General features: G+C 34.6%; 24 protein-coding genes and 2 pseudogenes. 13 read left to right on the forward strand and 13 right to left on the reverse strand.

Features of this window, described 5'->3' with window-relative positions; all coding sequences use genetic code 11:
• From glnA to fliW, 3 genes are all read right to left on the reverse strand, one after another.
• Window positions 1-1,382 (reverse strand): type I glutamate--ammonia ligase (gene glnA, locus C6H17_RS04095; protein ID WP_104731357.1); only part of this gene is annotated, 1,382 nt, incomplete at its 3' end.
• A gap of 118 nt (window positions 1,383-1,500) precedes the next feature.
• Complete coding sequence (locus tag C6H17_RS04100; protein ID WP_005216826.1) at window positions 1,501-2,874, reverse strand: sodium-dependent transporter; 1,374 nt, start codon at window positions 2,872-2,874, stop codon at window positions 1,501-1,503.
• A gap of 548 nt (window positions 2,875-3,422) precedes the next feature.
• Complete coding sequence (gene fliW / locus C6H17_RS04105) at window positions 3,423-3,836, reverse strand: flagellar assembly protein FliW (RefSeq protein WP_004086083.1); 414 nt, start codon at window positions 3,834-3,836, stop codon at window positions 3,423-3,425.
• 222 nt (window positions 3,837-4,058) lie between these two features.
• On the opposite strand from fliW, the gene C6H17_RS04110 reads away from it, so the two are divergent.
• Window positions 4,059-4,691, forward strand: coding sequence for an outer membrane protein assembly factor BamD (locus C6H17_RS04110; protein WP_005216814.1), 633 nt, complete (start codon window positions 4,059-4,061; stop codon window positions 4,689-4,691).
• A 30-nt stretch (window positions 4,692-4,721) separates the two neighbouring features.
• A complete protein-coding gene (gene lon, locus C6H17_RS04115) occupies window positions 4,722-7,229 on the forward strand; it encodes an endopeptidase La (protein ID WP_020995453.1) in 2,508 nt (835 codons plus the stop codon).
• 321 nt (window positions 7,230-7,550) lie between these two features.
• Here the strand turns inward: lon and C6H17_RS13250 are convergent, their stop codons facing one another.
• Window positions 7,551-7,673: a hypothetical protein gene (locus C6H17_RS13250; RefSeq protein ID WP_005216811.1), complete on the reverse strand. Its 123-nt coding sequence runs from the start codon at window positions 7,671-7,673 to the stop codon at window positions 7,551-7,553.
• A gap of 73 nt (window positions 7,674-7,746) precedes the next feature.
• Here C6H17_RS13250 and C6H17_RS04120 point away from each other — a divergent pair, with 73 nt between their 5' ends.
• The 5 genes from C6H17_RS04120 to C6H17_RS12105 all read left to right on the forward strand — a co-directional run bounded on the left by C6H17_RS04120 (window position 7,747) and on the right by C6H17_RS12105 (window position 12,205).
• Complete coding sequence (locus C6H17_RS04120) at window positions 7,747-8,004, forward strand: FluC/FEX family fluoride channel (protein ID WP_005216809.1); 258 nt, start codon at window positions 7,747-7,749, stop codon at window positions 8,002-8,004.
• The gene (locus C6H17_RS12845) at window positions 7,908-8,117 is read left to right on the forward strand and encodes a fluoride efflux transporter FluC (protein WP_223808325.1); all 210 of its coding nucleotides are present in this window, start codon (window positions 7,908-7,910) and stop codon (window positions 8,115-8,117) included. Before C6H17_RS04120 ends, C6H17_RS12845 begins: the two co-directional genes overlap by 97 nt.
• 214 nt (window positions 8,118-8,331) lie before the next feature.
• The gene (locus C6H17_RS04130; RefSeq protein WP_005216808.1) at window positions 8,332-10,257 is read left to right on the forward strand and encodes an HsdM family class I SAM-dependent methyltransferase; all 1,926 of its coding nucleotides are present in this window, start codon (window positions 8,332-8,334) and stop codon (window positions 10,255-10,257) included.
• Window positions 10,247-10,918, forward strand: coding sequence for a hypothetical protein (locus C6H17_RS04135; protein ID WP_020995452.1), 672 nt, complete (start codon window positions 10,247-10,249; stop codon window positions 10,916-10,918). The genes C6H17_RS04130 and C6H17_RS04135 overlap by 11 nt, the downstream gene beginning before the upstream one ends.
• 9 nt (window positions 10,919-10,927) lie before the next feature.
• On the forward strand, window positions 10,928-12,205 hold the full coding sequence (locus C6H17_RS12105) for a restriction endonuclease subunit S (protein WP_158655003.1): 1,278 nt from the start codon (window positions 10,928-10,930) through the stop codon (window positions 12,203-12,205).
• Here C6H17_RS12105 and C6H17_RS12445 read toward each other — a convergent pair.
• Entirely contained in the window at window positions 12,166-12,369 is a 204-nt protein-coding gene (locus C6H17_RS12445) for a hypothetical protein (protein WP_199768858.1), read from the reverse strand. The genes C6H17_RS12105 and C6H17_RS12445 overlap by 40 nt on opposite strands.
• Between C6H17_RS12445 and C6H17_RS04145 the strand changes: the two genes are divergently transcribed.
• Window positions 12,292-12,810 (forward strand): restriction endonuclease subunit S, encoded by a 519-nt coding sequence (locus C6H17_RS04145; RefSeq protein ID WP_104731358.1) that lies wholly within the window; start codon window positions 12,292-12,294, stop codon window positions 12,808-12,810. The genes C6H17_RS12445 and C6H17_RS04145 overlap by 78 nt on opposite strands.
• Before the next feature lie 34 nt (window positions 12,811-12,844).
• Here the strand turns inward: C6H17_RS04145 and C6H17_RS04150 are convergent, their stop codons facing one another.
• Together C6H17_RS04150 and C6H17_RS04155 are read right to left on the reverse strand one after the other, a co-directional pair.
• On the reverse strand, window positions 12,845-13,327 hold the full coding sequence (locus C6H17_RS04150; RefSeq protein ID WP_396279276.1) for an MFS transporter: 483 nt from the start codon (window positions 13,325-13,327) through the stop codon (window positions 12,845-12,847).
• A gap of 283 nt (window positions 13,328-13,610) precedes the next feature.
• Window positions 13,611-13,952 carry a TIGR04076 family protein gene (locus tag C6H17_RS04155; protein WP_005216799.1) on the reverse strand — a complete coding sequence of 114 codons (342 nt, stop codon included), beginning with the start codon at window positions 13,950-13,952 and terminating at the stop codon, window positions 13,611-13,613.
• 186 nt (window positions 13,953-14,138) lie between these two features.
• On the opposite strand from C6H17_RS04155, the pseudogene C6H17_RS04160 reads away from it, so the two are divergent.
• A pseudogene (locus tag C6H17_RS04160) lies at window positions 14,139-14,469 on the forward strand (winged helix-turn-helix transcriptional regulator).
• A 71-nt stretch (window positions 14,470-14,540) separates the two neighbouring features.
• Here the strand turns inward: C6H17_RS04160 and rrpB are convergent.
• Window positions 14,541-14,870 (reverse strand): MarR family transcription factor RrpB, encoded by a 330-nt coding sequence (gene rrpB, locus C6H17_RS04165; RefSeq protein ID WP_005216795.1) that lies wholly within the window; start codon window positions 14,868-14,870, stop codon window positions 14,541-14,543.
• A 189-nt stretch (window positions 14,871-15,059) separates the two neighbouring features.
• On the opposite strand from rrpB, the gene C6H17_RS04170 reads away from it, so the two are divergent.
• Window positions 15,060-15,704 carry an NAD(P)-dependent oxidoreductase gene (locus C6H17_RS04170; RefSeq protein WP_005216788.1) on the forward strand — a complete coding sequence of 215 codons (645 nt, stop codon included), beginning with the start codon at window positions 15,060-15,062 and terminating at the stop codon, window positions 15,702-15,704.
• 82 nt (window positions 15,705-15,786) lie between these two features.
• On the opposite strand, the gene C6H17_RS04175 is transcribed toward C6H17_RS04170, so the two are convergent.
• The 5 genes and pseudogenes from C6H17_RS04175 to C6H17_RS04200 all read right to left on the reverse strand — a co-directional run bounded on the left by C6H17_RS04175 (window position 15,787) and on the right by C6H17_RS04200 (window position 22,987).
• Entirely contained in the window at window positions 15,787-16,395 is a 609-nt protein-coding gene (locus C6H17_RS04175; RefSeq protein WP_005216787.1) for a sugar O-acetyltransferase, read from the reverse strand.
• Between the two features lie 369 nt (window positions 16,396-16,764).
• Window positions 16,765-17,638: pseudogene (locus C6H17_RS04180) on the reverse strand (CfrBI family restriction endonuclease).
• Window positions 17,628-18,758, reverse strand: coding sequence for a DNA-methyltransferase (locus tag C6H17_RS04185; RefSeq protein ID WP_005216784.1), 1,131 nt, complete (start codon window positions 18,756-18,758; stop codon window positions 17,628-17,630). Before C6H17_RS04185 ends, C6H17_RS04180 begins: the two are co-directional and overlap by 11 nt.
• 1,443 nt (window positions 18,759-20,201) lie before the next feature.
• Window positions 20,202-21,452, reverse strand: a complete 1,251-nt coding sequence (locus tag C6H17_RS04195; protein WP_005216781.1) for an efflux RND transporter periplasmic adaptor subunit — start codon at window positions 21,450-21,452, stop codon at window positions 20,202-20,204.
• 17 nt (window positions 21,453-21,469) lie between these two features.
• On the reverse strand, window positions 21,470-22,987 hold the full coding sequence (locus C6H17_RS04200) for a TolC family protein (RefSeq protein WP_005216780.1): 1,518 nt from the start codon (window positions 22,985-22,987) through the stop codon (window positions 21,470-21,472).
• Between the two features lie 228 nt (window positions 22,988-23,215).
• Here C6H17_RS04200 and C6H17_RS04205 point away from each other — a divergent pair, with 228 nt between their 5' ends.
• From C6H17_RS04205 to C6H17_RS04215, 3 genes are all read left to right on the forward strand, one after another.
• Complete coding sequence (locus C6H17_RS04205; RefSeq protein WP_005216779.1) at window positions 23,216-24,298, forward strand: cytochrome-c peroxidase; 1,083 nt, start codon at window positions 23,216-23,218, stop codon at window positions 24,296-24,298.
• Window positions 24,299-24,522: 224 nt separating this feature from the next.
• Window positions 24,523-24,840 (forward strand): DMT family transporter, encoded by a 318-nt coding sequence (locus C6H17_RS04210; RefSeq protein WP_005216778.1) that lies wholly within the window; start codon window positions 24,523-24,525, stop codon window positions 24,838-24,840.
• Complete coding sequence (locus tag C6H17_RS04215; protein WP_005216777.1) at window positions 24,841-25,134, forward strand: hypothetical protein; 294 nt, start codon at window positions 24,841-24,843, stop codon at window positions 25,132-25,134.
• The last annotated feature ends 113 nt before the right edge of the window (window positions 25,135-25,247 follow it).

The following is a 25,247-nucleotide window of genomic DNA, read 5'->3' on the forward strand; positions in this document are numbered from 1 at the left end:
TCTGTTTCAAACTTATATGCCTTATATACTTGTAAAAAGTCTTCGCTAAAGACATTGCCCTCTTTTAGATACTCTCTATCCGCAAGCATTTCTTCAATAGCACTACGCAATGTGTGCGGTAATTGCTTAATGCCTTTATCTCTAATTTCATCAAGGCTTAATTCAAAAAGATTAATATCCATAGGCTCACCCGGATTTGTCTTTTTTATAATGCCATCAAGTCCTGCCATAAATAGACTAGCAAAGGCTAGATAAGGATTACTCGAGCTATCTGGGAATCTAAACTCCATTCTTTTTGCTTTCTCCCCTTGATTGTATGGAATCCTAACACTTGCACTTCTATTTTGCGCAGAATATGTTAGAATGCTTGGGGCTTCAAAGCCCGGTATCAGCCTTTTGTATGAATTTGTGCTAGCATTTGTAAAGGCTGCTACACTTCTTGCATGTTTCAACACACCGCCTAAAAAATGCAATGCCATTTCGCTAAGCCCTTGATATTTATCACCTGCAAAGCAATTTTTACCATCTTTCCATATACTGATATGCACATGCATACCGCTACCATTATCGCCATATAGGGGCTTTGGCATGAAGGTAGCAGTTTTGCCATTTAGATGTGCTACCATTTTTACGACATACTTTAGCTTTTGCACATTATCTGCTGCTTCTATCATATTGCCAAAACGCACACCGATTTCACACTGCCCTTGTGCGACTTCATGATGCACGACAAATGTTTCTAGCCCCACTTGATTTAGCACCTTTACCATTTCTGCACGAATATCTACTAAGGAATCAACAGGGGCAACAGGAAAATATCCACCTTTTAAGCCGGGTCTGTGTCCTATATTACTCCCACCTTCAAATGTCCTATCTCTATTCCATTCTCCATCTTCTGTATCCACTTCATAATATTGACAATTTACAGAATCTCGCATTTTAATACTATCAAATACAAAAAATTCATTTTCAGGTCCAAAATACGCACTATCGCCAATGCCTAAATCAACTAAATGCCGCATAGCTCTTTTAACGATACTTCTAGGGCATTTCTCATAAGGCTCATTTTTATAAATATCCCAAATATCACAAAATACCACGATTGTTGTATCCGCAGTAAAAGGATCGATAAAATATCGCACAAGCTCTGGGATAAGTATCATATCAGATTTATTGATAGGTTGCCATGCGGCAAGACTTGAGCCATCAAATGGAATACCTACTTTAAAAGTATCAGAATCAATAGCTGACATCGAGAAGCTTATATGATGCCAAGTCCCTTTTATATCTGTGAATCTAAAATCTACAAATTCTACTTCATTTGCTTTACAAAAATCAAAAAAAATCTCAATAGATTCTGGTGTGTTATGTGTGCTAGTCATACTTAAGACTCCTTTTTTACTTGCTAAAGCGGGATTATAGCATTTTACATAGAATAAAAAATAAATAGCCTATAAAATGCACTAAAGCCCTAGCAAATAAAGGATATCATATTAGACTTTATGATAAAAATTTCTCTTTGAAACTAGCCACAAAGACAACTAAAATGATAATAGGGATAATATATTTCACATATAAAAACCAAATATTTACAATACCCGCATATTTTTCGCTTCCTTGCAATATTTCTTGCTTTGCTTCATCTTTAAGCACCCAACCTACAAAGATAGCACAACCAAGGGAAGTAAAGATAAAAAATATAGTCGCACTAATATCATCAAAGGCATCAAATATACTCTTTCCTAGAATCTTTATATCACTCCATGCGTTATCACCCAAGATTGAGGGGATATTACCAAGCACAAACACCACACTTAAAACAAGGAATACCGCTACTTTTTTATTCATACCAAATTTCTCTTCTAACACAACGATTAAAACTTGAAAATTTGGCAATGAAGTCGTAAATGCCGCAAGCATAAGCAAGCAGAAAAATGCAACCATAAAAATCGTGCCGCCATGCATTTTAGAAAACACAATAGGCAAACTCTCAAATACAAGGCTAGGACCAGCAGCAGGATCTACACCAAAGCTAAAGAGTGATGGGAAAATCATAAAGCCAGCTACAACTGCAATTAAAGTATTAACAACACCAGTAATCACAGAGGTTTTAATAAGCTGTTCATTTTTATGCAAATGCGATGAAAGCGTAATCATAACGCCAAATCCAAGCGATAATGCAAAGAATACTTGCCCCAATACTACAATGAATAAATCAAGTGTGATTTTACTAAAATCAGGTGTTAAGTAGTATCTAATGCCCTCCATAGCACCATCTAAAGTAACATTTCGTATAACCATGCCAATCATAAGGCAGAAAAGCAGAGGCATGAGAATCTTTGCAGCCTTTTCGATTCCATTAATAACACCGCGAGTTAAAACAATATAGTTTGCCAAAACAAAAAAGAAAGTAGCAATACTTACTGCAAGTGGTGCATGAACGACACTCGATTCCCAAAATGCCTTTGTCTCACTAGCAGAAAGCGTATGCGAGAGAGAAAGTGAGCCTGTTATACTATTAAAAATATAGTTTAAAACCCAACCACCAATCACCATGTAATACGCCATAATACCAAAACAGCCAATAAGTCCAGTAATGCCTATGATCTTCCAAAGCGGCGATATAGGTTTGCCATTTGCTGTGCCACTAAAGCAATCAAAAGAGTTTTTATGCATGCGTCTGCCAATCGCATTTTCAACAAGAATCATGGGGATTCCGATTAGAATCATCGCTATACAAAATGTAAGCACATACGCACCACCACCATTTTGCCCGACCATATAGGGAAAACGCCATGTAGCCCCAAAGCCTATTGTCGCACCAGCAACGGTTAAAATATATGCGAGTTGAGAACTCCAAACAGGTCTTTGCATACTAATCCTTATTATGTAAAATGTCAAATCATTTAAGTAACTTGATAATCAATCATGATTCATTTATGTAAATAAATATGATAAACAAGATTATCAAAAAATAACAAAAAAGCTAATTTTTACAAAAAGTAACATAATAGAATCTATGTCATAAGAATAATGTTTTATGTAAAAGAAAATCGCTTGATTGCCATCATAAATGTAGAATAAAGTAAAAACTGCATGTTATAAACGCCAATAAGACAAAAGCAATAGATATATAATATTGTGAATATTTAAAAAATTATTACCAATTTACACAGACAGAAATTATAGATTCTGCAACAAATAAAAATATTTCATCTTCCCAAAGGGTCAATATGGTAATAAACATGCGCTAGATTTCCATATAGCTCAATTACATCTATAACCAGCACACACTGCAATAAGCTATACAATACGATTAACAACATGAGATTTATTGTGAATCTAGAATTCAAGATAAAGCTAATCCAATAGAACTAAATTCAATAGCCCATAGGTGCGTTGTAGAGAGAAAAAGTGTAGGGTTATGCTTGCGGTTGTGCGTCCGTATCCTGTGGATAGTAGTTAGCTATTGGTTCTGCGAGTTTATAATGTGGGTATTTAATGCTATCAAGGACGATTTGAGCCATAGTGAGATTGTCAAAGTTAAAAACTAAAGGTGCAAGGAAATTAATCGTTGAGCGTTCAATTGGATTTTGCATAACCATGATATTAGCGGTTAGAATATTTTTACTATTTTCTAAATCAAGCAATAGTTTTAATGCCATAGGCACTTCAAATTCATAAGTTTCGCGTAAAACAAATGGATTAACTAGAGTAAAAATTGGTGTCGCATCATCAGCATTTGTTAATCGCAGAAAAACTTCATCAAGCTTTTCTAGCTTCATCTTATTAACATGCTCAAAACCTAAAATTGGCGACTTGACTTCAAAAATCATAACACTCTCCGAGATTAACATTATAAGTTGCGAATGCTACATACACAATGCTTTTAGTATTTCTTAAGCCCTTAAAGCTATATAGCAAAATGAATATTTTACCAAAAAGTTTATAAATATGCAAACATAACACGAATTTTTTATATAATATCGTTTATTTTTTAAGCGGAGTTTATTTTGCAAAATAAAACACTTTACAATACATTTTCTTCCCATTCTACCATGTTATTATGCCTATTTTTATCATGCTTGTTTATGGCATGTAGTAATAAGGATAAAGAAGTTGTCTATAATCAACCAGCAAGTTTTTGGTATGAAGGAATCTTTAAAAACATACGACTTGGGAATCTAGAGACAGCTGATAGCCACTTTTCTTCCTTACAAAGCGAGCATTTAAACTCGCCACTTATACCAGAGGCAATGTTAGCCTTAGGACAAGCTCATTTAAGTAATGAAGAATATATTTTATCTGACTTTTATTTTAAAGAATATTTAAAGCGATATGGGAATGCAAATAATGCCGATTATATTAGCTTTTTGCGGTTAAAATCACATTTATACGCATTTAAAAACGCTTCAAAAGATCAACAATTTATGACAGATTCTATAATCTTAATACAAGAATTTATGGAGAAATATCCAAATAGTAGATACATGCCTTTCGTGCATGAAATGGAAGTAAAATTTGTGCTTGGACAAAATGAGCTGAATAAGGCTATTGCAAGAGTGTATGAAAAAAACGATCAAAAAGAAGCAGAACAGATATATAAGGAAAGAATAGATTCTGACTTGCAGGAAGCCACAAAGCCAACACCATCAAAGGTGCCATGGTATATGGTGCTACTCAACTGGTAGAAAATATATAAATACAAAGAAAGGATTATTATGGATAAAGAAAATGAAGCATTAGTTACATTGCCTGTCGTTGTAGAAGAGGAAATGTTTGTATTTCCTTTTATCATTGCCCCCATTTTTATCTCGGATAAAGCAAATATAGCGGCCGTGCAAAAGGCTCAAAAAGGTAATGAAAATATATTTGTAGTATGTGCGAAAAATAATCCAAAAGATAATGATGTGCCCTTCTATGATGTGGGCGTTGTGGGTAAAATCATGCGTAAGGTGAGTTTGCCTGATGGGCGTATAAAGATTCTATTTCAAGGAATTTCAAAGGGCAAAATCACAGAGATCATCAATGTAGAGCCACTAGAAGCACAGATTGAAGTCATCACTTATAAGCCAAGCAATAAGCAGACAATAGACGCACTTCTAGCAGTGTTTATGGAAAAGATTAATGCCCTAGCACATTTAAGTCAAAACATTTCGCCTGATTTATTACGCAATATTGAAAGCACAGATGATCCAAATAAAGTTGTAGATTTAGTAACTTCTACTTTGCGATTAAAAAAGGAGCAAAGCTATATTCTATTCTCTAGCAATGATACAGAAGATAGGCTTATGCTTGCTACTCAAATGGTGCTAGAAGAGATTGAAACGCAAAAATTACAAAAAGATATAAAATCAAAAGTGCATACAAAAATGGATCAAATTAATCGCGAATTTTTCCTAAAAGAGCAATTAAAACAGATTCAAAAAGAGCTAGGCATTGATAAACAACGAGATGAGGAGATAGACCAATATTATAGCAAACTAGAAGAGTTAAAAAGCGGTATGCACGAAGACGCATATAAAGAGATTAAAAAGCAAATTGATAGATTATCCCGTGCTCACCCTGATAGCTCTGATGCAAATATGGTGCAAAACTATGTAGAATGGATGCTAGAGATTCCATTTACAAGCATAAGCAGTAAAAAGCTAAGCATTAAAAATGTAGAAAAGCAATTAAGTAGCGATCATTACTCACTCGTTGATGCAAAGCAAAGGATTGTAGAATATTTTGCAGTCAAACAGCTTTTAGAGCAAAGAGCAAAGGATAAAGCAAGTGAATCTAAAAGAATAGAATCTAAAAAAGAAGAGTTAAAAGAATATTCTAAAAACGATGAGACTATCAATACAAACGAAAAGCATAAAGGCACTATCCTTTGCTTTTATGGTGCACCCGGCGTGGGTAAAACTAGCCTTGCAAACTCCATAGCTACTGCACTTAACAGACCGCTTGTAAGGATTGCACTAGGTGGATTAGAAGATGTGAATGAATTGAGGGGGCATAGACGCACCTATCTAGGCTCAATGCCGGGTAGAATCGTGCAAGGCTTAATAGATTCTAAAAAGATGAATCCAGTCGTTGTGCTTGATGAAATCGATAAGATTGTAAGGGGGGTAAGGGGCGATCCTACAAGTGTGCTTTTAGAGATTCTAGACCCAGAGCAGAATGTGAGTTTTAGAGACTATTACGCAAACTTTAGCATAGATTTATCGCAAGTCGTATTTATCGCAACGGCAAATGATATTTCACTCATTCCAGCACCGCTTAGAGATAGAATGGAGTTTATAGAAATCAGCAGCTACACACCGCAGGAAAAATACGAAATAGCAAAAAAATATCTCATTCCACAAGAGATTAAAAATCACGGCTTACGACCAGATGAGATAAAAATCTCTAAAGACGCCATAGAGACCATTATCCACAATTACACAAGGGAAGCAGGGGTAAGGAATCTCCGCAGGAAAATCGCACAAATCATGCGTAAAGCCGCAGTCGAGATTCTAAGCAATAAGGCACAGACTATACAAGTAGGCGTGAAAGATTTAACAAGATTATTGAAAAAAAGTGTATTTGAGATTGACAAAGCAGAGAGAAAGCCAAGGCTTGGTGTAGTCAATGGACTAGCATGGACGGCAGTTGGCGGCGATGTATTAAAGATTGAGGCATTATCCCTGCTTGGTAAGGGTAATCTAAAACTCACAGGGCAATTAGGCGATGTGATGAAAGAATCTGCCTATATCGCTTACTCTGTTGTGAAAAATAGACTTGATAATACCCTGCAAAAAGACTTTAAAAAGTTGAATGCTAAATCGAGTAATACAGAATCTAAAGACAACACAGAAACCACAAAAGATACAGAATCTAGCACCTATAAAAGCCCAACAGAAACGCTTGATATTCACTTGCATGTCCCAGAGGGTGCTACGCCAAAAGATGGTCCTAGTGCTGGCATTACCATGGCGTGTGCTATTGCTTCAATCCTATTTGATAAAAATGTAAGGCAAGATGTGGCAATGACGGGTGAGCTTAACCTTAGCGGTGAAGTCCTGCCTATTGGAGGGCTTAAAGAAAAGCTTATAGCAGCCTATAAAGCAGATATTAAAAAAGCTCTAATCCCGCTTAAAAACTATAAAAGAGATTTAGAAGATATACCAAAAGAAGTGCAACAAAACCTAGAGATAATTGCCGTCCAAAACATTGATGAAGTCTTTAAACATGTGCTTTTGTAGATTCTAAGCTACTTTAAAGAATTAGAATCTCTGTAAGTTTAGAGTCTTTTTTGGAATCTGTCTAGTAAGATGATAGGTAACACCGAGATTCTATAATTCTTATAGAGTCTATTCTTCACAACTTTATTTTTTGTAATAAATTTAAAATCCTTACTTAATGTATTTCAAATCTACACTTTCATAAGCAATGGCGAATCTTTTGGTGCATTTTAACAAAATTTTAGATTCCATAATATTAGATGTTTCGCCTTTTTCAAAGGCCTAACATGACAACAAGTAGATTCCAATATCATTCTCCACACTAAAAGGTGGATTTTCTAATCATTTTATAAAGCCCATTTTTAGATGATCTAAACTCATATAAGGGTAATGATAGATTTCAAGCAACCTTTGTGCCAAAAGCGTTTTGCCCGTATGGCTTTCCCCACCGATTAGAATTATCATAGTTTTGCCTTTCTGTTTTTTTTGCATATTTTCTTGTATTATAGTATGAAAATTTCACACAAAAAGGACACAAATGCTAACCAAACTCGCACTTATCAGCCTAGGTGGTGGTATAGGGGTGGCGTTACGCTTTTATATAGGCTATGGTGTTGTATCTATTTTGCCAAGTCATCTGCATTATAGCTTCATAGCGACATTTTGTATCAATATGTTAGCGTGTTTTGGCATAGGGCTATGTGTGGCGATGATAAAAGGGCAAGATTCACTTTATTTGTGTTCCTTACTATCGGTTTGCTTGGGGGATTTAGCACATTTTCTACCTTTAGCCTAGAAGTGCTAAAACTCCTGCAAAATCATTGTATCCCTACCACAATGCTTTATATGCTACTCTCCAATGTATGTGGAATCTTATGCGTGTGTTTAGGCTATGTGTTTAAGGGCTAGATTCTACAAAGCTTTAAGATTCTAGCCTTTCACATACTTTTGCAAATGTGCTTTATATTCGCTTATGTATCGCTCTATTTGCAGATTTTTCACCACATAGCCTAACATCTAATGTAGCTCAAGGGGAAATGTGAGATTCTTATCACTGACAAGATATGATAAGTAGCTGAAAAATTTGTTATACTTCTGCTTTTTGTAATCACAAAGGAATACAATGGCAAGAAATGAGGTAAAAACAGATTCTTGGGTGAGGGATTTATTAAAGGTTGCAAACATACCTTTTGCAGAGCAGGGAGGAGGAACTAAAGAGCTAGATGAAGCGTTTAAAACCGCTTCCAAAGCCCTTAGCGGTAAAGCAGGCTATCCAGACTTTTGTGCGGTGGTAAAAGACTTTGTATTTGTGTTTGAAAACAAAGCAAATATAGATAAGCATTGCAAACTAGATTCAAAAAATTGCATTGATTTAGAAAATGCAGATTCTGTGAAAAATTATGCCGTTAATGGTGCGATTCATTATGGCAAACACTTAGCCAAACACACAAATTATAAAAAGATTATTGCCATAGCTGTAAGTGGCAATGAAAAACGCCATAAAATCACGCCTTATTTCATCAATGAAAATGGCTTTGTAACTAAGGATTTAAAAGATTTAGAAGACTTTATTGTCTTTAATGAATATAATATTGAAGAATACTATACTAAAGAGATACTAAAAGAACAAACTAACCAAGAGAAAACAACAGAGCAACTTCTAAAAGATGCGAAAGAATTACACGAAGATTTACGCAACTATGGCAATTTACGCGATACTGAAAAGCCTATCGTAGTTTCTGGTATTTTACTTGCCCTAGAAGAGATAAAGTATAAAAACTTTGATTTAGAGCGACTAAATACAGATAAGCAAAAAAGCGATGGGATAAAAATCTATGAAGCCATAGCAGATAATTTAAAACGCGCAAATGTCCGCCCTGAAGTGAAAAAAGATAAATTATTAAGTCAATTCTCTATCATAAAAGATACACCAAAAATCAATGAAACTAACAGCACCTTAGGCAAAACACCGCTAAAACATTACACAGAATTTCTCTATAAACGCATTTATCAAAATATTAAATACACGCAAACAAGCGAGGATATTTTAGGATTATTTTATAGCGAATTTATGAAATATGGTGGTGGCGATGGACAGACTTTAGGCATTATACTAACCCCTAAGCATATTTGTGAGCTTTTTTGTGATTTAGTGGAGTTAAAACCTAATGATGTTGTATTTGATCCTTGTTGTGGAACGGCTGGATTTTTGATCGCTGCTATGCATAATATGCTTTCACAAGTTACAGATGAGACACAAAGGCAACATATCAAAGAAAATCAACTTTTTGGCATAGAAGAAAAGCCTGATATGTTTTGCATTGCCACGACTAATATGATTGTGCGTGGTGATGGTAAAAGTAATTTAGAAAATAAAGACTTTTTAAAGCAAAATCCCTTTGAGCTTCAAAAAGACATAGCTGCAAGCATTGGTATGATGAATCCGCCCTATTCTCAAGGCAGCAAGGCAAATCCAAATCTTTATGAAATCGCCTTTAGCGAACAGCTTTTAGATTCTCTCACTAAGGGTGCAAAAGCGATTGTGATAATCCCACAAAGTGCCGTTACAGGAAAAAGCAAAGAAGAAAAGGCGATTAAAGCAAATATTTTAAAAAAGCATACCCTAGAAGGTGTCATCACTTGTAATAAAAATACCTTCTATGGTGTAGGCACAAACCCTTGTATAGCCATATTTACCGCGTGGATTCCACACCATAAAGACAAGATTTGTAAATTTATACATTACGAAGATGATGGCTTTGAAGTACAAAAGCATAAAGGTTTAGTAGAAACCATACACGCTAAAGATAAAAAGGCACATTTGCTAAAAGTCTGGCGTGATGAAATGGAAGCAGAATCTAAATTTTGCGTGAAAACTACCATAGAAGCCCAAGATGAATGGCTACACAGCTTTTATTATTTTAATGATGAGATTCCAAAATACGAAGATTTTGATAAAACAATGGCGGATTATCTCACATTTGAATTTAATATGATAACGCACGGACGGGGATATTTATTTGGTTTAGAGGGAGATGATGATAGATAAAGAAATATATCAACGACTTTTTTCACAAAAAAGACTAGATAGCTATGCGGATTTGAAAGAACATTTAGATAATTTTAAGTTAATAAACTCTATCGCAGCAAAAATGGGGCTTATAGAAATTGTGCTAAGAAATAGCATTGATTATATGGTAAGCATAAATGATAATGAGTGGATTTTAAAATCTCTTTTAAATACCAAGTTAGCCCATCATCAAGCATTATCGCAACAGAGTTTGGGCTTTTGGCTAAGAGTGGTGGATTTTTACAAGATTCACAATCAGCTTTTTACAAATAAGTTTTTAAAAAGCTTAGATTTTAAGCGGTATTTTATGGGGAATAAGAATAGGTTTAGCAATAAAATAGAGTTGCAAGACTATCAAAAAGTAAGTTTGTTGTTGCTACTTTTTAAAAATTTACGCAATAGGGCATTTCATTTTGAAAATCTCTACAAGCTAAACAATGATAACAAGCCGCGATTAAGTGCGTCTATACAAAATAAAAACAATCAAAAAATGATTATAAATCTAGCAACAGAAAATATTGAAATCTTTTTAGATGATATATTGATGGGTTTAGTAGAAAAATCTTTAGAAGGATTAGGGGAAAAGCATCCCCTCGAAACAAAAAGAATTGTAGCAGAATTAAATCAAGGAATCAAGTAAGGAGACAATATGAATGTAGATTCTATGAAATGGGGCGAGTTTAAAATTTGTGATTTGTTTGAGGTTTATACGGGTGCTTTGGTTAATCAAAGTGAGTTTTCAAATGGTAAGATACCACGCATTACGGCTACAGATTTAAATAATGGTATTGCATTTTTTACGCAAAATGTAGAAAATAAAAATTTTAGAACTTTAGAAAATTTTATTAGCATTTCATTTTTAGGCAGTGTGTTTTATCAAAAAAATAAAGTAAGTTTAGATATGAAAATCCACGCCATTAAACCTAAAAATAAGGAACTTAATGTGTATATAGCCTTATTTTTGATACCTCTTATTAAAAATTTTACCTTTAAATACATGTATGGTTATCAACTTTCTACGCATATATTAAAGATTCAAAAACTTATGCTTCCCATAGATTCTAAAGGCAACCCAAACTACGCTTTTATGGAATCTTGTATGCGTAAGTTAGAACAAAAGCACTTAACAAAAATCATAAAATACTATGAAAATAAACTTTTAGATTCTAATGGGGGGGGGGGGGATAATATTTGCCACCCACCTTATCTTACTGAATCTTCACTTTGCTATACCGATTCTATATCCTGCCATACTGATTTTTTATCGCGTCATACCGATCTTTTGCCTTGTCATACTGAGCAAAGCGAAGTATCCCAAAGACATAACGAACAATCCCACACTTTTACAACAAAGCAAAACCTTGCAACTTTCCTTGAGGGTAGCCTAATGGAAATTGCAAAGAATGAATTAAGTTTAGAATCTGTGCAGTGGGATAAGTTTAAATTTTCTTTATTTTTCAAAAACTATCACGGAAAAAGACTTGTTGAGAGAGATAGAGAGCAAGGCAAAACCCCTTTGCTTACAGCAGGAGAAGCAAATAATGGTGTTGCTTCATTTATTGGCAATGAAACTATGAAAAAATATAAAGATTTTATTTCCATTGATATGTTTGGTAATGCGTTTTATCATTCCTATGAAGCCACAGGAGATGACAATATTTATTTTTTTATTAATGAGAAATTATCATTGTGTGTGAAATTATTCCTTGTTGCGTGTATTAATAAACAGAAAAGTAAATTTTCTTATGGAAAACAATTTAGACAGCAAAATGCGGATTCTTTAACAATTATGCTTCCCATAGATTCTAAAGGTAATCCACACTATGAATTTATGGAATCTTTTATGAAAAACTTAGAGCAAAAGCATTTGCAAAAAATCTTAGCTTATTATACACATAAACTAGATTCTAGCGGGGGGGGGGGGTAATACCCTTTGATTATAATGATTATTATGCTTTTATAGAATCTAGTAGGCAAGATTCTACCTTTTCTTATACTTGCAACCTTGATAAATTGCAATGGAGAGAGTTTTATTTCTATAAAATTTTCCATAAAATAAAACGCGGTAAAAGACTGATTAAAAAGCACCAAATAAATGGTAAAACACCTTATATTTCTTCTAGCTCTATCAATAATGGCGTGGATAATTTTATCGATAATGATAAAGAAGTAAGGAAGTTTCAAAACTGCATTAGCCTTGCGAATAGTGGGAGCGTGGGAAGTGCATTTTTTCACCAATATGAATTTATAGGGAGCGACCATATCACAACGCTTGAAAATACAACATTTAGCCCATATATTTATTTGTTTATGTTGCCTTTAATTCAAAGGTTAAGCGAGAAATACAGCTTTAATCGTGAGATTAATGATGTGAGAATCAAAAGAGAAAAGTTGGTTTTACCCATAGATTCTAAAGGCAATCCAAACTACGCTTTTATGGAATCTTTTATGAAAAACTTAGAGCAAAAGCATTTAAGAAAAATCATAAAATACTATGAAAATAAACTTTTAGATTCTAAAACAAAAGCCTAGTATCTATCAAGAAATCTCAAAAGTTAAATCCCCCTTAATCCTTATGCCCTTTTTCCAATCGCACCCTAAATAGCATTGTAGCTACACCTATAGATAAAAGCACAATGGCACAAAGGGCGGTGTATTGCGTATTAAGCAATGAAATGCAAAGTCCGCATAGAGCCACACCTGTGCTTAAGCCGATATTTGCCGATGAGACAAACAAGCCATTTGCAAAATCAGGGGCTTGTGGATAGGGGTGCGTTATCACATAATGTGTGGCATTATTGACAACACCCGCTAAGATTCCAAGCAGCACCGCAAATATAAGCAGCACAACCCCTTGCTTTGCAAACACAAATATCAACACATATAAACATATCATTCCAAGCAAAGGGGCAATAGGCGCACAAAACACAATCATTAATGCAAATACACTCACACTCCAGCCCGCATCATCAATGGATACGCTAAATTTCTGTGCCACAATGGGGATAATCCCCATCATTCCAAGCTCTGTGCTTAAAATCCCATACACCAAAACATAAAATCCACAATAAAAAATTATGATTCATCTTTTTCCTTTTCGTATAAAAATAAATGTGAAGTGAAAGTATAAAACCTGACACCTAGTGTAGCTCAAGGGGGAAATGCAAATCTATATAATTTTAGAATCTTCCCATATCAAAATATTTTACCTCTATAATCCCTGCATTAGATTCTAAAGTGTTTTTAGAATCTTTGAAAAATGTTGTAGCCAATTGCTATCATCTTTGTTTGTAAATTGTAATTACCAAATTTCTTACTGCCATTTCTAATTTTCACTCATTGTAAAAGTCATCTGTCTGTGCTTTAGAATCTAGCCTTGTGAGTTTAAAAATCACTGGGCGGATTCCATCATTGCACGAGTTTATCGCCACACCGGGCTTTTGAATCCAATCTTTAAAATAAAATACGCTGTCCTTATCGCTATGTGCGAGTGCAAATACATATTGATAAATCGCCTTCCACGCTTCATCGCAGAATCCTTGCGGTTTATCAAAGCCAAGCGAGATAAAACTCTCTCCAACCTTGTGTATAGGACACACGCATTCCACGCCATATTCTTTAGCCAACTCTTCATCAAAATGCGTTTTTATCACTTCAATTTTGACTTTATTCATCACTATTCCTTTTCTAAATCCTAAAATTTACAAAATTATAAATCAAAGCTCACAAAAATACAATACGCAAAATAAAGTAATATACTTACCAAAAGTAGAGTAAAATACGCATTCACATTTAAGCTATCTGGCTACAAATAAAAAAAGGTGAAAATATGCAGAAAAATCCAAAAAAATACAGAATCTATCCATAATTGTTTGCTTTGTGAGAGTCCATTTGCCTACACTTTAAGTCTTATTAGCGGCAAATATAAGATGACTGTTCTATATGCACTTCATCGTTTTGAGTTGTCCGCTATAACGAGCTAAAACGCTACATTGATGGCGTGTCGTTTAAATCACTTACAGATGCGTTGCGAGAGCTTGAGAGTGATGACTTAATCAAACGCAAAGAATATCCGCAAATCCCGCCTAAAGTTGAATACAGCCTATCATCTCGTGGGAAATCATCATACCGGTTCTAGATTCTATGTGTGCGTGGGGACAAGCACATAAAAAAGAAAATAGCAATACATAGCATCGCCTTTTTGCAGTCTCTTATCATTTCTATATTACGCAAGATTCTAAAGCATTCTTAGAATCTTAACTTTATAAATTTTGATAGCTTCTACCCCAAGATTCTAGACTTGTCAAAACAGACTGCAGAGTGAATCCAAGTGGGGTTAGGCTGTATTCTACGCGTGGGGGGACTTCAGCATAAACCTTGCGTGTGATGAGCTTTGCTTCTTCTAATTCACGCAGATTCTGTGTAAGCACATTTTGAGAAATGCTTTGATTTTTACTTGCACCGATACTTTTTTTCAGCTCACCAAAGCGTTTTGTGCCTTGAAGCAAATCGCGGATAATGAGAAACTTCCATTTATTGCCTATAAGATTGAGTGTCGTTTCAACAGGACACACGAAGAAAAAATCTTTCATACACATTCCTTGAAGTGACAAATAAGAAAAAATTATAGCCTATTTTTTTCCTATTTTACACAATACTATTAAATTTATACCTATATTATAAAATTATCCCTACTTGATTTTTGTATATTGCTACTTTATCATTTCAAAGCCCTTTTAGATTCCAAAAACTAAAAGGGTAAATTTATAAAAAGGAACATAATGTTACAAGTAGCAGTTTTAGCAGCAAATGGCAAGGCAAGGAGACTTTTGGCGAAAGAAGCATTACTTCAAGGGGCAAGTGTGTGTGCGTTTGTGCGAGAAGTGTTTGATATAAAGTGGCTAGAGAATTGTTTGCAAAGTGAATCTGTGCAAAAAGGCGATGTAAAAGGGCTTTTAGAGAATCTAGTCGTGGTAAAAAAGGATATTTTCACACTAGATTCTAGTGATTTAAGACATTTTGATGTGATATTTGATGCTTTTGGCGAATGGCAGAATCTTAGCCTATATCAAAAACATATTATGCACTTAGAGCAGATTCTGCAAGGAAGCAAGGGGGCTTTGTTTATCGTGGGTGGGGCAGGAAGCCTTTATGTGGATTCTCATACGCAGCTTATGGATACGCCTAGTTTCCCTGAAGCATACAAACCTCCAGCCCTAGCTCATAGCGAAGTGCTAAAGTATCTTAAAGAATCTAGCAAGTTGCAGTGGTGCTTTGTCAGTCCAGCAGCGGAGTTTGTGCCTGAGAAGCCAAAGGGGGAGAGTGTGCAAATCTCTAATGAGTGCTTTCATACAAATACGCAAGGTCAATCTATCATCGGCTATGCGGATTTTGCGTATAAACTCTGCCAAATTGCTAGATTCTAATGCAACCTATGCAAGAAAGCATATAGGGCTATTTGCAGAGTAGCCTTAAGGGCTTTGTGATAGCCTTACGCCCTAAAGGTTTTTAAAGTGTTTTTAGAATCTTAGCGGGATTTCCGCCTACAATGACATTTGGCGGGACATCTTTAGTTACTACGCTTCCTGCAGCAATGATTGAATTTTCTCCAATAGTAACGCCCGGGCAAATCGTGGCATTTATCCCTATCCACACCCTATCTTTTATCACAATGGGCTTACAAAAAGTCGCCTTGCGATTGTAGGGGTTAAAATCGTGATTGATTGTAGTGAGACACACCTTTGGGGCGATAAACACATCATCGCCAATTGTAATCCCGCCCCTATCCATAAAAGTGCAAGAGCTATTCATAAAGAAGTTTTTGCCTACCTTGATATTGCGTCCAAAATCCACATAAAAAGGCGGGAATATCCAAGTGCTACAATCCACTTCATAGCCTACAATCTCGCTAAAAACAGCCCTTACGGAATCTTTATCTAGTGCTTGTGTGTTTAGCTTATGGACTAACTTTTGCGTGTTTTCTATAACGGCTAAAATCTGTGAGAAATCCTTATCATCTGGGCTTATTAGCTCTCCATTTATATCCCGTGTGAAAATATCTCTATCTGTGCTTGGCGTAGCGTTTGTTGTAGCTTTTGCTTTGTTAATGTTTTGCATAGTTGTGTCCTTGTAGGTTTTTGTAGAATCTAGTAGCAATCTTGCGATTAAGATTCTAAGAAATGTCCTTTTGCCCTGCACACATTTGACTAAAATCTAGAATCTTGTCATATTGAGTGCATAGCACGAAATATCTTGTTTAGATTCTATGCTAGATACTTCAGATTATAGCTTCAGTATGACAACCTAGAATCTACAATGCACAAGTATAAAGCTTAACACCTAGTGTCTGTCAAGGGGATTTATGAATTTTGTAGGATTATTATAAATTTTCAAGCATTGTTTGAATTTGGGTTTGATGCCACTTACTACCCCAAGTTTCACTACTGCTAAGGGCTTGTTTAAACTTTGGCATAAGGGTGTTGTAGCTTAAGGTTTTTTACAAGGGATTTGTAATCGCTCTAATATATCTATAAAGTCCAATAAAATCCTTTCGTTATTTTTTAATTCTAAAAACTCTATCCCTAATGCTTTTAATTGTTTTTTGTTTTGTTCGCTCAAAGTATCAGCGATAAAAATATGACTATCTCTTGCGATAACTGCATCAGCAGATTCTGGATTTCCTTTTCCCATTAACTTTACTTCTACTCTATATTCTTTACTTTTATCAACATTATAAAGTTTAAAATCCACTTCTCTATCAAAATCTAATGCTTTATTTTTACTAAAAACTTCTGCGTTGATAAACTCTTGTTTCACACCACATTTTTCACATAAACTAAGCATTAAAGGCTTTTCCACTCTTTTGCCAATACTACTCCACGCTCCACCACGCAAGGCTATTTTCTTTGTAGCTAAGGCATTGATTACAAGTAAAGATTCACTTAGATTTAATTCAATCGCTATATTTTTGTAGGTTATTTTAAGAGCAATGCCTATATTATCGCTACTATCTCCCAGTGAAGTAAGCAAAGATTCTAAATAATCAATATTAGCATTTGCGACATTTAAAACCACTTCTTTTGTAGCACTGCCATAGATATTGCTTATTGTCTTTTTATTCATTCCTGCATAAATAGCTGCTTCATCTGGCTTCAATTTTACATTATTTATAAAATGCGTTTTATACCATTCTAAATTTAAAGCATAATCTTGCATTTTTGCTTCTAAATATTGCTTTGAAAAAATCAAGTGCAAAATCTAAAAATTCTAAATTAATTGCATTGATAACCTCCTCCCTATAATCATCGCCTTGCAAAAGTTTTGCTACTACACTTTGTATTATCACGCTATCAAATCTCACTAAATCCCCCTATTTTTAATTTTTCAGCATAGCTCTCATTTGCTTCGCACAAAAGCGGAATGCGTCCCATACTTCTAGCAACTCTACCAAAAGTGCCACTACCAGCAAAAGGGTCGCATACCACATCGCCCTTAAAAGAATAGTATTTAAGCACTCTTTTACATAGCTCTTCGGGGAAAACTGCTGGGTGATTCTTATCTGCCTTTGGAGATATATACCAGCAATTTGTAGAATCTAGCTCATCATCATTTTTTAAGCTTTTGTCATAATTTTTAATATTTTTATCCAGCAAAAATGGGGAATTTTTACGATACACCATAAGGCTTTCACTAATGCAGTTTGGCTTGTAACTTAGAGGCATTTTTGTTTGTAAATACCCTGCCACGCGGTTTGGCACAGAGTATTCAGGCTTTATCCATAAAATCTCATCAATAAAATAAAATCCACTCTCACATAAAATTTGATGAAAATCAAAATGTATAGGATAGCGGATACTCTCAAATTCTCGTCCTGCTCTTTTTGTAATCACAGGGGAAACATTGATAATAATAAATCTGCCATCTTCTAAGATTCTATAACACTGCTTTAAAGTCTCTTGCATAGCCTTTAAATACGCTTTATAGCTGACATAATCACTATAAATTCTAGCGTTATAATAAGGCGGTGAAGTAAAAATAAGGCTTATTTGATTATCTTTAATTTTATTTAAGCTCAAGCGGTTATCGCCAATTAAGAGACTAGGCTTTGTAATTTGCTTTATCGTTTCTTGTTGTTTTGGCTTTTTCTGCTGTCTAAAATTGTAGTATTCAAGCATTTTTTGCATAACTTCATTATCATAGTGCTTTAAGATTCTATCGCGTAAAGTGGCAAAACGCTTATCATCTTTTGCTTTGTAAAGCGTAGTGCGAAACATTTGATAAATCACTTCCATATAATGCTTTTCAAACGCCTCTTTATCTAAAAACTCATAGATTCTATCATTATCTTTTTGTCTGCCAATAGATGAAGTAACTTCACGCTTTATATCAATTTCAGTATAACGATAAAATAACTCTAAAAGCTTATCAAGGTTAGAATCTGTTTTTTCTAAGCCTAGCTTTTTAATGGAGCGGTGCTTCAAAAAGAATGTTAGAATAAGTCATCACAAACCCCTTAAAAACGCTAATTATAAAATAATTTTCATAATATTGCCAAAATAATCATAAGTCATCATTATACCCTTAGTAATTTGTAACTAGCACTTCACTAGATTCTGCTTTTTTTGTTTGATAATTGCAGTTTTTATAGTGAAAATCTAAATAATGCACTTTAAATTTTTGGTGTTTTTCTAGCCATTCTTTTAAGATGTGATGTTCTCTATCTTTATGAAAAATAACATTTGACAAAGCAAAACGGATATTTTTAGAATCTAAATTCTATCCAAAGTCCGCAAAATAGGGCATAAAATGTGTATATGTGTCAAAATTTGTGTCATCAGTGTATTTTTTTGTGTCTTTTATGTGTGATAGAAAATCTTAAAGAATGAGATAAGTTGCAGAGAGATTGAAAGATTTAAAGTTTTTGTAGCTTGTGTGATTGGTTCTTGTAAGGTTGCCTTGCTTTGATTGGCTTTTAGTGCTATTGTATGTATTTTTGGCTGATATTCCACTGAAATAAGGCTCTAAAACTAGGCTACATTTGGCTACATTGACGAAAATTTGCTAAAAATACTCGCTAGACTTGCATAAACGGCTTTGCATTTTCTTGCAATTTTGTTAAATTCTGCTTTGTTTGCTTCATTTCATAGTATTTTTGTCAAATAAACATGCAAACAATCTTTTTTATATGTTCTCTCTCACATACTACTATCAATAAACATGTAAAAATCTTCTAAAATGTGGCGTGTGGATTGTAAGACTTTGAGAATGCAAAATTGCAATTTTGTCTCTCAAGTGTGGCGTGGCAAATATGGCAGCATAAACGATAAAATGGACTGCCATGATTTGCTTTGTAGGGGTCGCAATGACATTCAATATAGAATCTAGCACTAAAAAACATGATTGTTTATCGCTATTATCACAAAATAACAGAGATAATCAAATTAAAATAAAAATCTAATAAAGATATTTCGCTACGCTCAATATGACAAGACTCCAAACAATATAGAATCTAATACCTAAACAAGAATACAATCTAGCACACTCTTACATAAAAGCAAACACAAACAAAGCCTAAAAGAAAGCATACAAATACAAATAGAAACATAAAACAACAAGAAACTAACAAAAACACACTAAACATACTAATATCTCTAAATCTCTAAAGTATTCTTTCATCACAAACTTATCTTGGCTTTTATCATTGACATAGTCTTTATTCTCTACTTCTACTAAGGCTTTTAGCCTTACATTATACGAGCCTTCTTTACTGAATGATTTTAGAGTCTAATTCCATTTGGCATATTTTGACAAAACTTTAGATTCTATACCACTTTGGGTGACTGCAGGGTTTAGGGTGCAAAAAATAAAAACAAACATGCAAAAAAGCAGGACACAAAACAAAAAGATTCCACAATCTTAGAAACCTAGTGTGATTCTACAATAATCTCTGTATCAGTGCTAAGATTTTCGCCGCTGATTGCTACCATTTTAGAATCCGAAATGCCTATATTTATCGGTATGGACTTTGGGATTCCGTCTTCTAGTATCCATATTGTGCCTTGCTTTGTGTTGTTTGTATTTGTAGTCGTGTTTGCTTGTTTTTGTCGTCTTGGGGGAGAAAACATGAGTGGATTTGATGATTTTTTAGAATCTGGCTTTGCTTGTTGTGCTTGTGGATTATAAAATATCGCTGCGACTGGGACTAAAAGCGTATCCTTTTCATTTGCTACTTGTATGAAAGCGGTAGCGTTCATACCCGGTTTTAAAAGTAAGTTTTCATTATTTACATAGATTGTTGTCTCATAGCTTGTGATATTATCTGTCGTTGTAGCGGCAAAATTCACTCTATCTACCTTTGCTTTAAATGTTTGATTGGGATAGGCATCGACACTAAAGCTTACTTCTTGGTCTGACTGCACCTTGCCTATATCAGATTCTGAAATATTTACGACTAGATTCATTTCCTTTAGATTCTGTGCGAGTTTAAAAAGTGTTGGCGTTTGAAAGCTTGCGGCAACGGTCTGCCCTAAGCTTATACTCCGCTCTAGGATAATGCCATCTATTGGGCTTTTTATAATCGCATTTTGGAGATCTATTTTTGCGGATTTTAGATTGGTTTGGATTTGGGCTATGCTTGCTTGTTTGATTTTTATGTCAGCTTTTGCGGAGAGATAGTCCATTTTTGCATTTTGTAGTTCAAGCTTTGAAGGTGTTTTGCCCCCTGTTGCTTCATAGAGTTGTTGCTGTTGTTCGTAATTCCACTTTTTTTGTTCCAACGCTACCTTTGAGGCTTCAAGATTTGCTAGGGCTGATTGGAGCTGGGCTTCATAGCCTTCTTTTGTTTGATTGAGTTTATTTGGATTGATTTCTGCTAGAATCTGATTTTTCCGCACAGAGTCATTTACATCTACATATAGCTTATAAATCGTGCCAGAGATTTGACTGCCTATTTCTACTTCATTTGTTGGCGAGAGTGTGCCTGTGGCTGACACGCTTTGTGTAATATCGCCTTTTATAGGCTTTATCGTGGTATAAGTAATGTTTTTAGAATCATGCAAAAAGAGATAAAAAAGGATAATAGCAAGTAGCACTACTGCAATAATGGCAAGTATAACAAACTTCTTTTTTGCTACCTTTGGCGTGATGGTATCATATATTTCTTTTGTGCTTGGCATATTTTTCCTTTTATTATTTATAAGTCATTTGCTGGGTCGCTAGTATCTTCTTGCGTTTTATCCATTTTTGGAATCTGGGCGGCTTGTAAGATTCCATCTTTTAATTCATTTGGAGCAAAATCACCGCCAAAGGCTTTGTAAAGGGCTATTACTGCTTGATTTTTGCTTAGATTTGCACTTGCAAGGGTGTTTTTTGCACGCAGATAGTTATTCTCATATTCAAGCCTTGAGATAGAATCTATAAGGTTTTTTTGATAGCGAGATTCCATAATGTTTAGTGTATCTTTATGTATATTGTAGTTTTCTTGTGTGTGCTTTAGTGTCTCTTGTGTGATGAAGACATATTTTGCTGCATTTTCTATTTCTGCTAGGGCGGTGTTAAGTGTATTTTGCAATGAATAAAAGGCTTGTTTTGTATTCTCTTTTGCGATAATGTAGTCTTGTGTGAGTGCTTGACGATTAAGAAGAGGGGCTGCAAGTGAGCCTGCCATCTGCCATACCATATCGCCGATACCAAGCTGTGGTGAAAACAGAATCTGCCCTAGATTCCCACTTAGATTCACACTTGGTAGTAATGCCATTTTTTTATTATAGCGTTGATACAGGGAGCTATTGAGTGCAAATACACTTGCACGCACATCGGGGCGGTTAAATAAAACATTTGTTGGCATGGAATCTACATGCGGGATTTGTGGGGTTTTAAAGGTGTAGTTATCTGTGTTTATATCAAAGTTAAGTGTATTGGCATTTAGTAGCACTAGCAGGGCGTTTTTATTTTGCTCTAGCGTGTATTCAAGCGATAGGGTTGTATTTTTTTGCGTGAGATAGTTACTCTTTGTCGTTGCTACGCTATCAAGCCCCACAAGCCCTAGATGGTATTTTTTCTCTGTGAGTTTGTAGATTTCTTCAAGGTTTTGTGTGATTTGTTTATTAAGTGTAATGGCTTCTCTTGTTTGTCTTATGATAAAGTAGTAGTTTGCAATATCGCCTAGCAAAATAACTTGTGCGGCTTGTAGATTATAGATTGAGTGCAGAATCTGCTGTTTGCTAGATAGCCTCAATGCGTTTAGTTTGCCAAAGAGATCAACCTCCCAGCTAAAAGATAAACTCATATTTGTCGTATTTTGCGTGATATTTGTCTGAATCTGCTTGTAGTTATTATCGCTATAATTGTAGTTTAGCCCAGCATTTGCTTTAGGGAAAAGATTCCAAGTATGTATTTTTGCAGTGGCTCTTGCTTGTTTAATATTTGATTCTAAGGTTTTTATATTTGTATTTTTTTGCAAGGCGTGATTTGCAAGTTCGTTTAATACAGAATCATCAAATAGCATAAAAAATGTGCTTTTAAAGTCCTTGTATTCATTATCTTTAGTCGTAGCGATACTTTCTAATAAATCCTTATTTGCAAACACTCTTGGCGTATGCGTTTTTATTGCTAAATCACTCTCCTTAGGAAGCTTTACGCAACCTATACAATAAAAACATATAAAAGGGATAATAATAAAACTTATGCGTAAGATATACCGATAAATCATAACTATCAAATAACCTATATATTGAAATACAACAGAATAACAAATTTGAAAATTACTATTAAGATTGTAATTATATGAAATATTGTTAAAGTTTGTGCGATTTCATGTCTATACGCAATAATATTCCATATAAAAATACTATTTTACACATTTACATATTGCATTATCTCCTAAACTTTCCTTAAAATGTTATAATGGCGGTTTTAACTCTATTTTAAAGGAATGATAATGACGACTTACAATAAACTTGGACTAAACATTGTAATTGCTGGGGCGGTAACTCTAGCTGTAGCTTTTGCAGCAAGTGCTATCCCAAGCGATAAAGAACTATTGCAAAAGGCAAAAGATTCTAGTTTAGATCCAATGCCAACAGGCAAGGAACTAGCAGCCTTTCAACAACAAAAGATAAAAGAAACCGGTGTTGCAAAAGGTTATAGCCCTTTGCTTACAAAAGAGCAAATTGAATTAGGTAAGAAGCTATATTTTGACCCACGATTATCAAGCTCAAACCTTATCTCATGTAATACTTGCCATAACTTAGGACTTGCTGGTACTGATGTCGTGCCAGCAGCTATCGGGCATAAATGGAGTGCAAATCCGCATAATCTCAATAGCCCAACTGTGCTTAACTCTGTATTCAATGATGTGCAGTTTTGGGATGGTAGATCAGCGCATTTAGGCGATCAAGCACAAGGACCAATCCAAAATCCAGTAGAAATGGCAGCCCAACCAAAGCTTGTTGAAGAAAAAATCACTTCAATACCAGAATATGTCAATGAGTTTAAAAAAGCGTATGGAAAAAATGTGAAAATAGACTTTAAACTCATCGCAGATACAATTGCATTGTATGAATTTACGCTTACAACACCAAGCCGATATGATTCTTTCTTAAGAGGGGATACAAATGCCCTTACAAAACAAGAAAAAGAGGGGCTAAATCTATTTATCGATAAAGGTTGCACCTCATGTCATAATGGCATAAATCTTGGTGGGAATATGCAGGCATTTGGCGTTATGGGGCAGTATCAATACGCAAATATCGGTGATTTTAAAGGTAATGAAGATGGTTTAGTAAAAACCCCAACATTAAGAAATGTAATGCAAACCGCACCATATTTTCATAATGGACAATATTGGGATATTAAAGATGCGATTAAGGAAATGGGTAAGATTCAATTAGGCATAGATTTAAGTCAAAAAGAGATAGAATCTATTGCTACATTCTTTAAAGCCCTAGATGGTAAAATGCCAGAAGTTATCTATCCTGTGTTGCCTGTGGCAAGCTCTAAAACGCCAAAGCCAACTTTTTAATCTAAAAGATATCTAGCTTAATATTTATATATCTTTTGATAGCAATTCGTGTTGTCAAAAGAAATTGCAAGGCTAGATTACCTTTATGCAATAATCATATTGCATTACACGACCCTAGTGTTAATTATAAAAATTACTTAAAAATAGCAAAACACAGCGTATTGTAACTTCGCTAAATTTTTGCTATGATTGCATGAATACTTCGAAGCTATGGAACTTTAATCATGAATTTTGTCTTAATAATACTCTCTGGTGTGTTTGATATTTTTGCAAATCTTGCATTGCAAAAATCCGATGGATTCCGTAAGATATGGTGGGGGATACTTGCCTTAGTGCTTGTTGGTTCTGCGTTTTTACTACTCGCTGTTGTTGTTGATAATGGCATGTCTTTGCCTATTGCCTATACGCTTTGGGGGGCTATTGGGATTTTGGGCAGTGTTGCTGGGGCTTACTACTTTTTCAAGCAAAAGTTAAAACCTATTGGTTATGTTGGCATTGTTTTGGTAGTTATCGCTGTGGCTTTATTGCAATTAAAATTCTAAATGAGACAAAATCATAAAAGTAGCTTTTTAAGCATAGATATTGCTTTCTCTCTACTTATCCTATCATTTGCTTTTATTCTACTTTTACAAGCCCAAAAAACAATCACAAAGCAGTTAAACACACATGATATGCAGAATCTTTATAAAGCAAATGAAACGCTTTTTTACAACCTAAAACACAATATATGCAAAAAACACACATTAAAAACACAAAATAATCATACCTATAATGCGTGTATGCTGACAGGAAAAGCAAATGATGAAATCACTCTGCATTACTATGCAATACAATAATTTCATGCAAGATAAATATTAGAATCTAAATTTTATTAGATTTTTAGATTTTACACAAATGAGATTCCAAGTCGCTTAAATTTAGATTCTCTAGTGTTAGAGTTTTGCTACGC

Source organism: Helicobacter rappini (genome assembly GCF_900198625.1).
Lineage (GTDB): Bacteria > Campylobacterota > Campylobacteria > Campylobacterales > Helicobacteraceae > Helicobacter_A > Helicobacter_A rappini.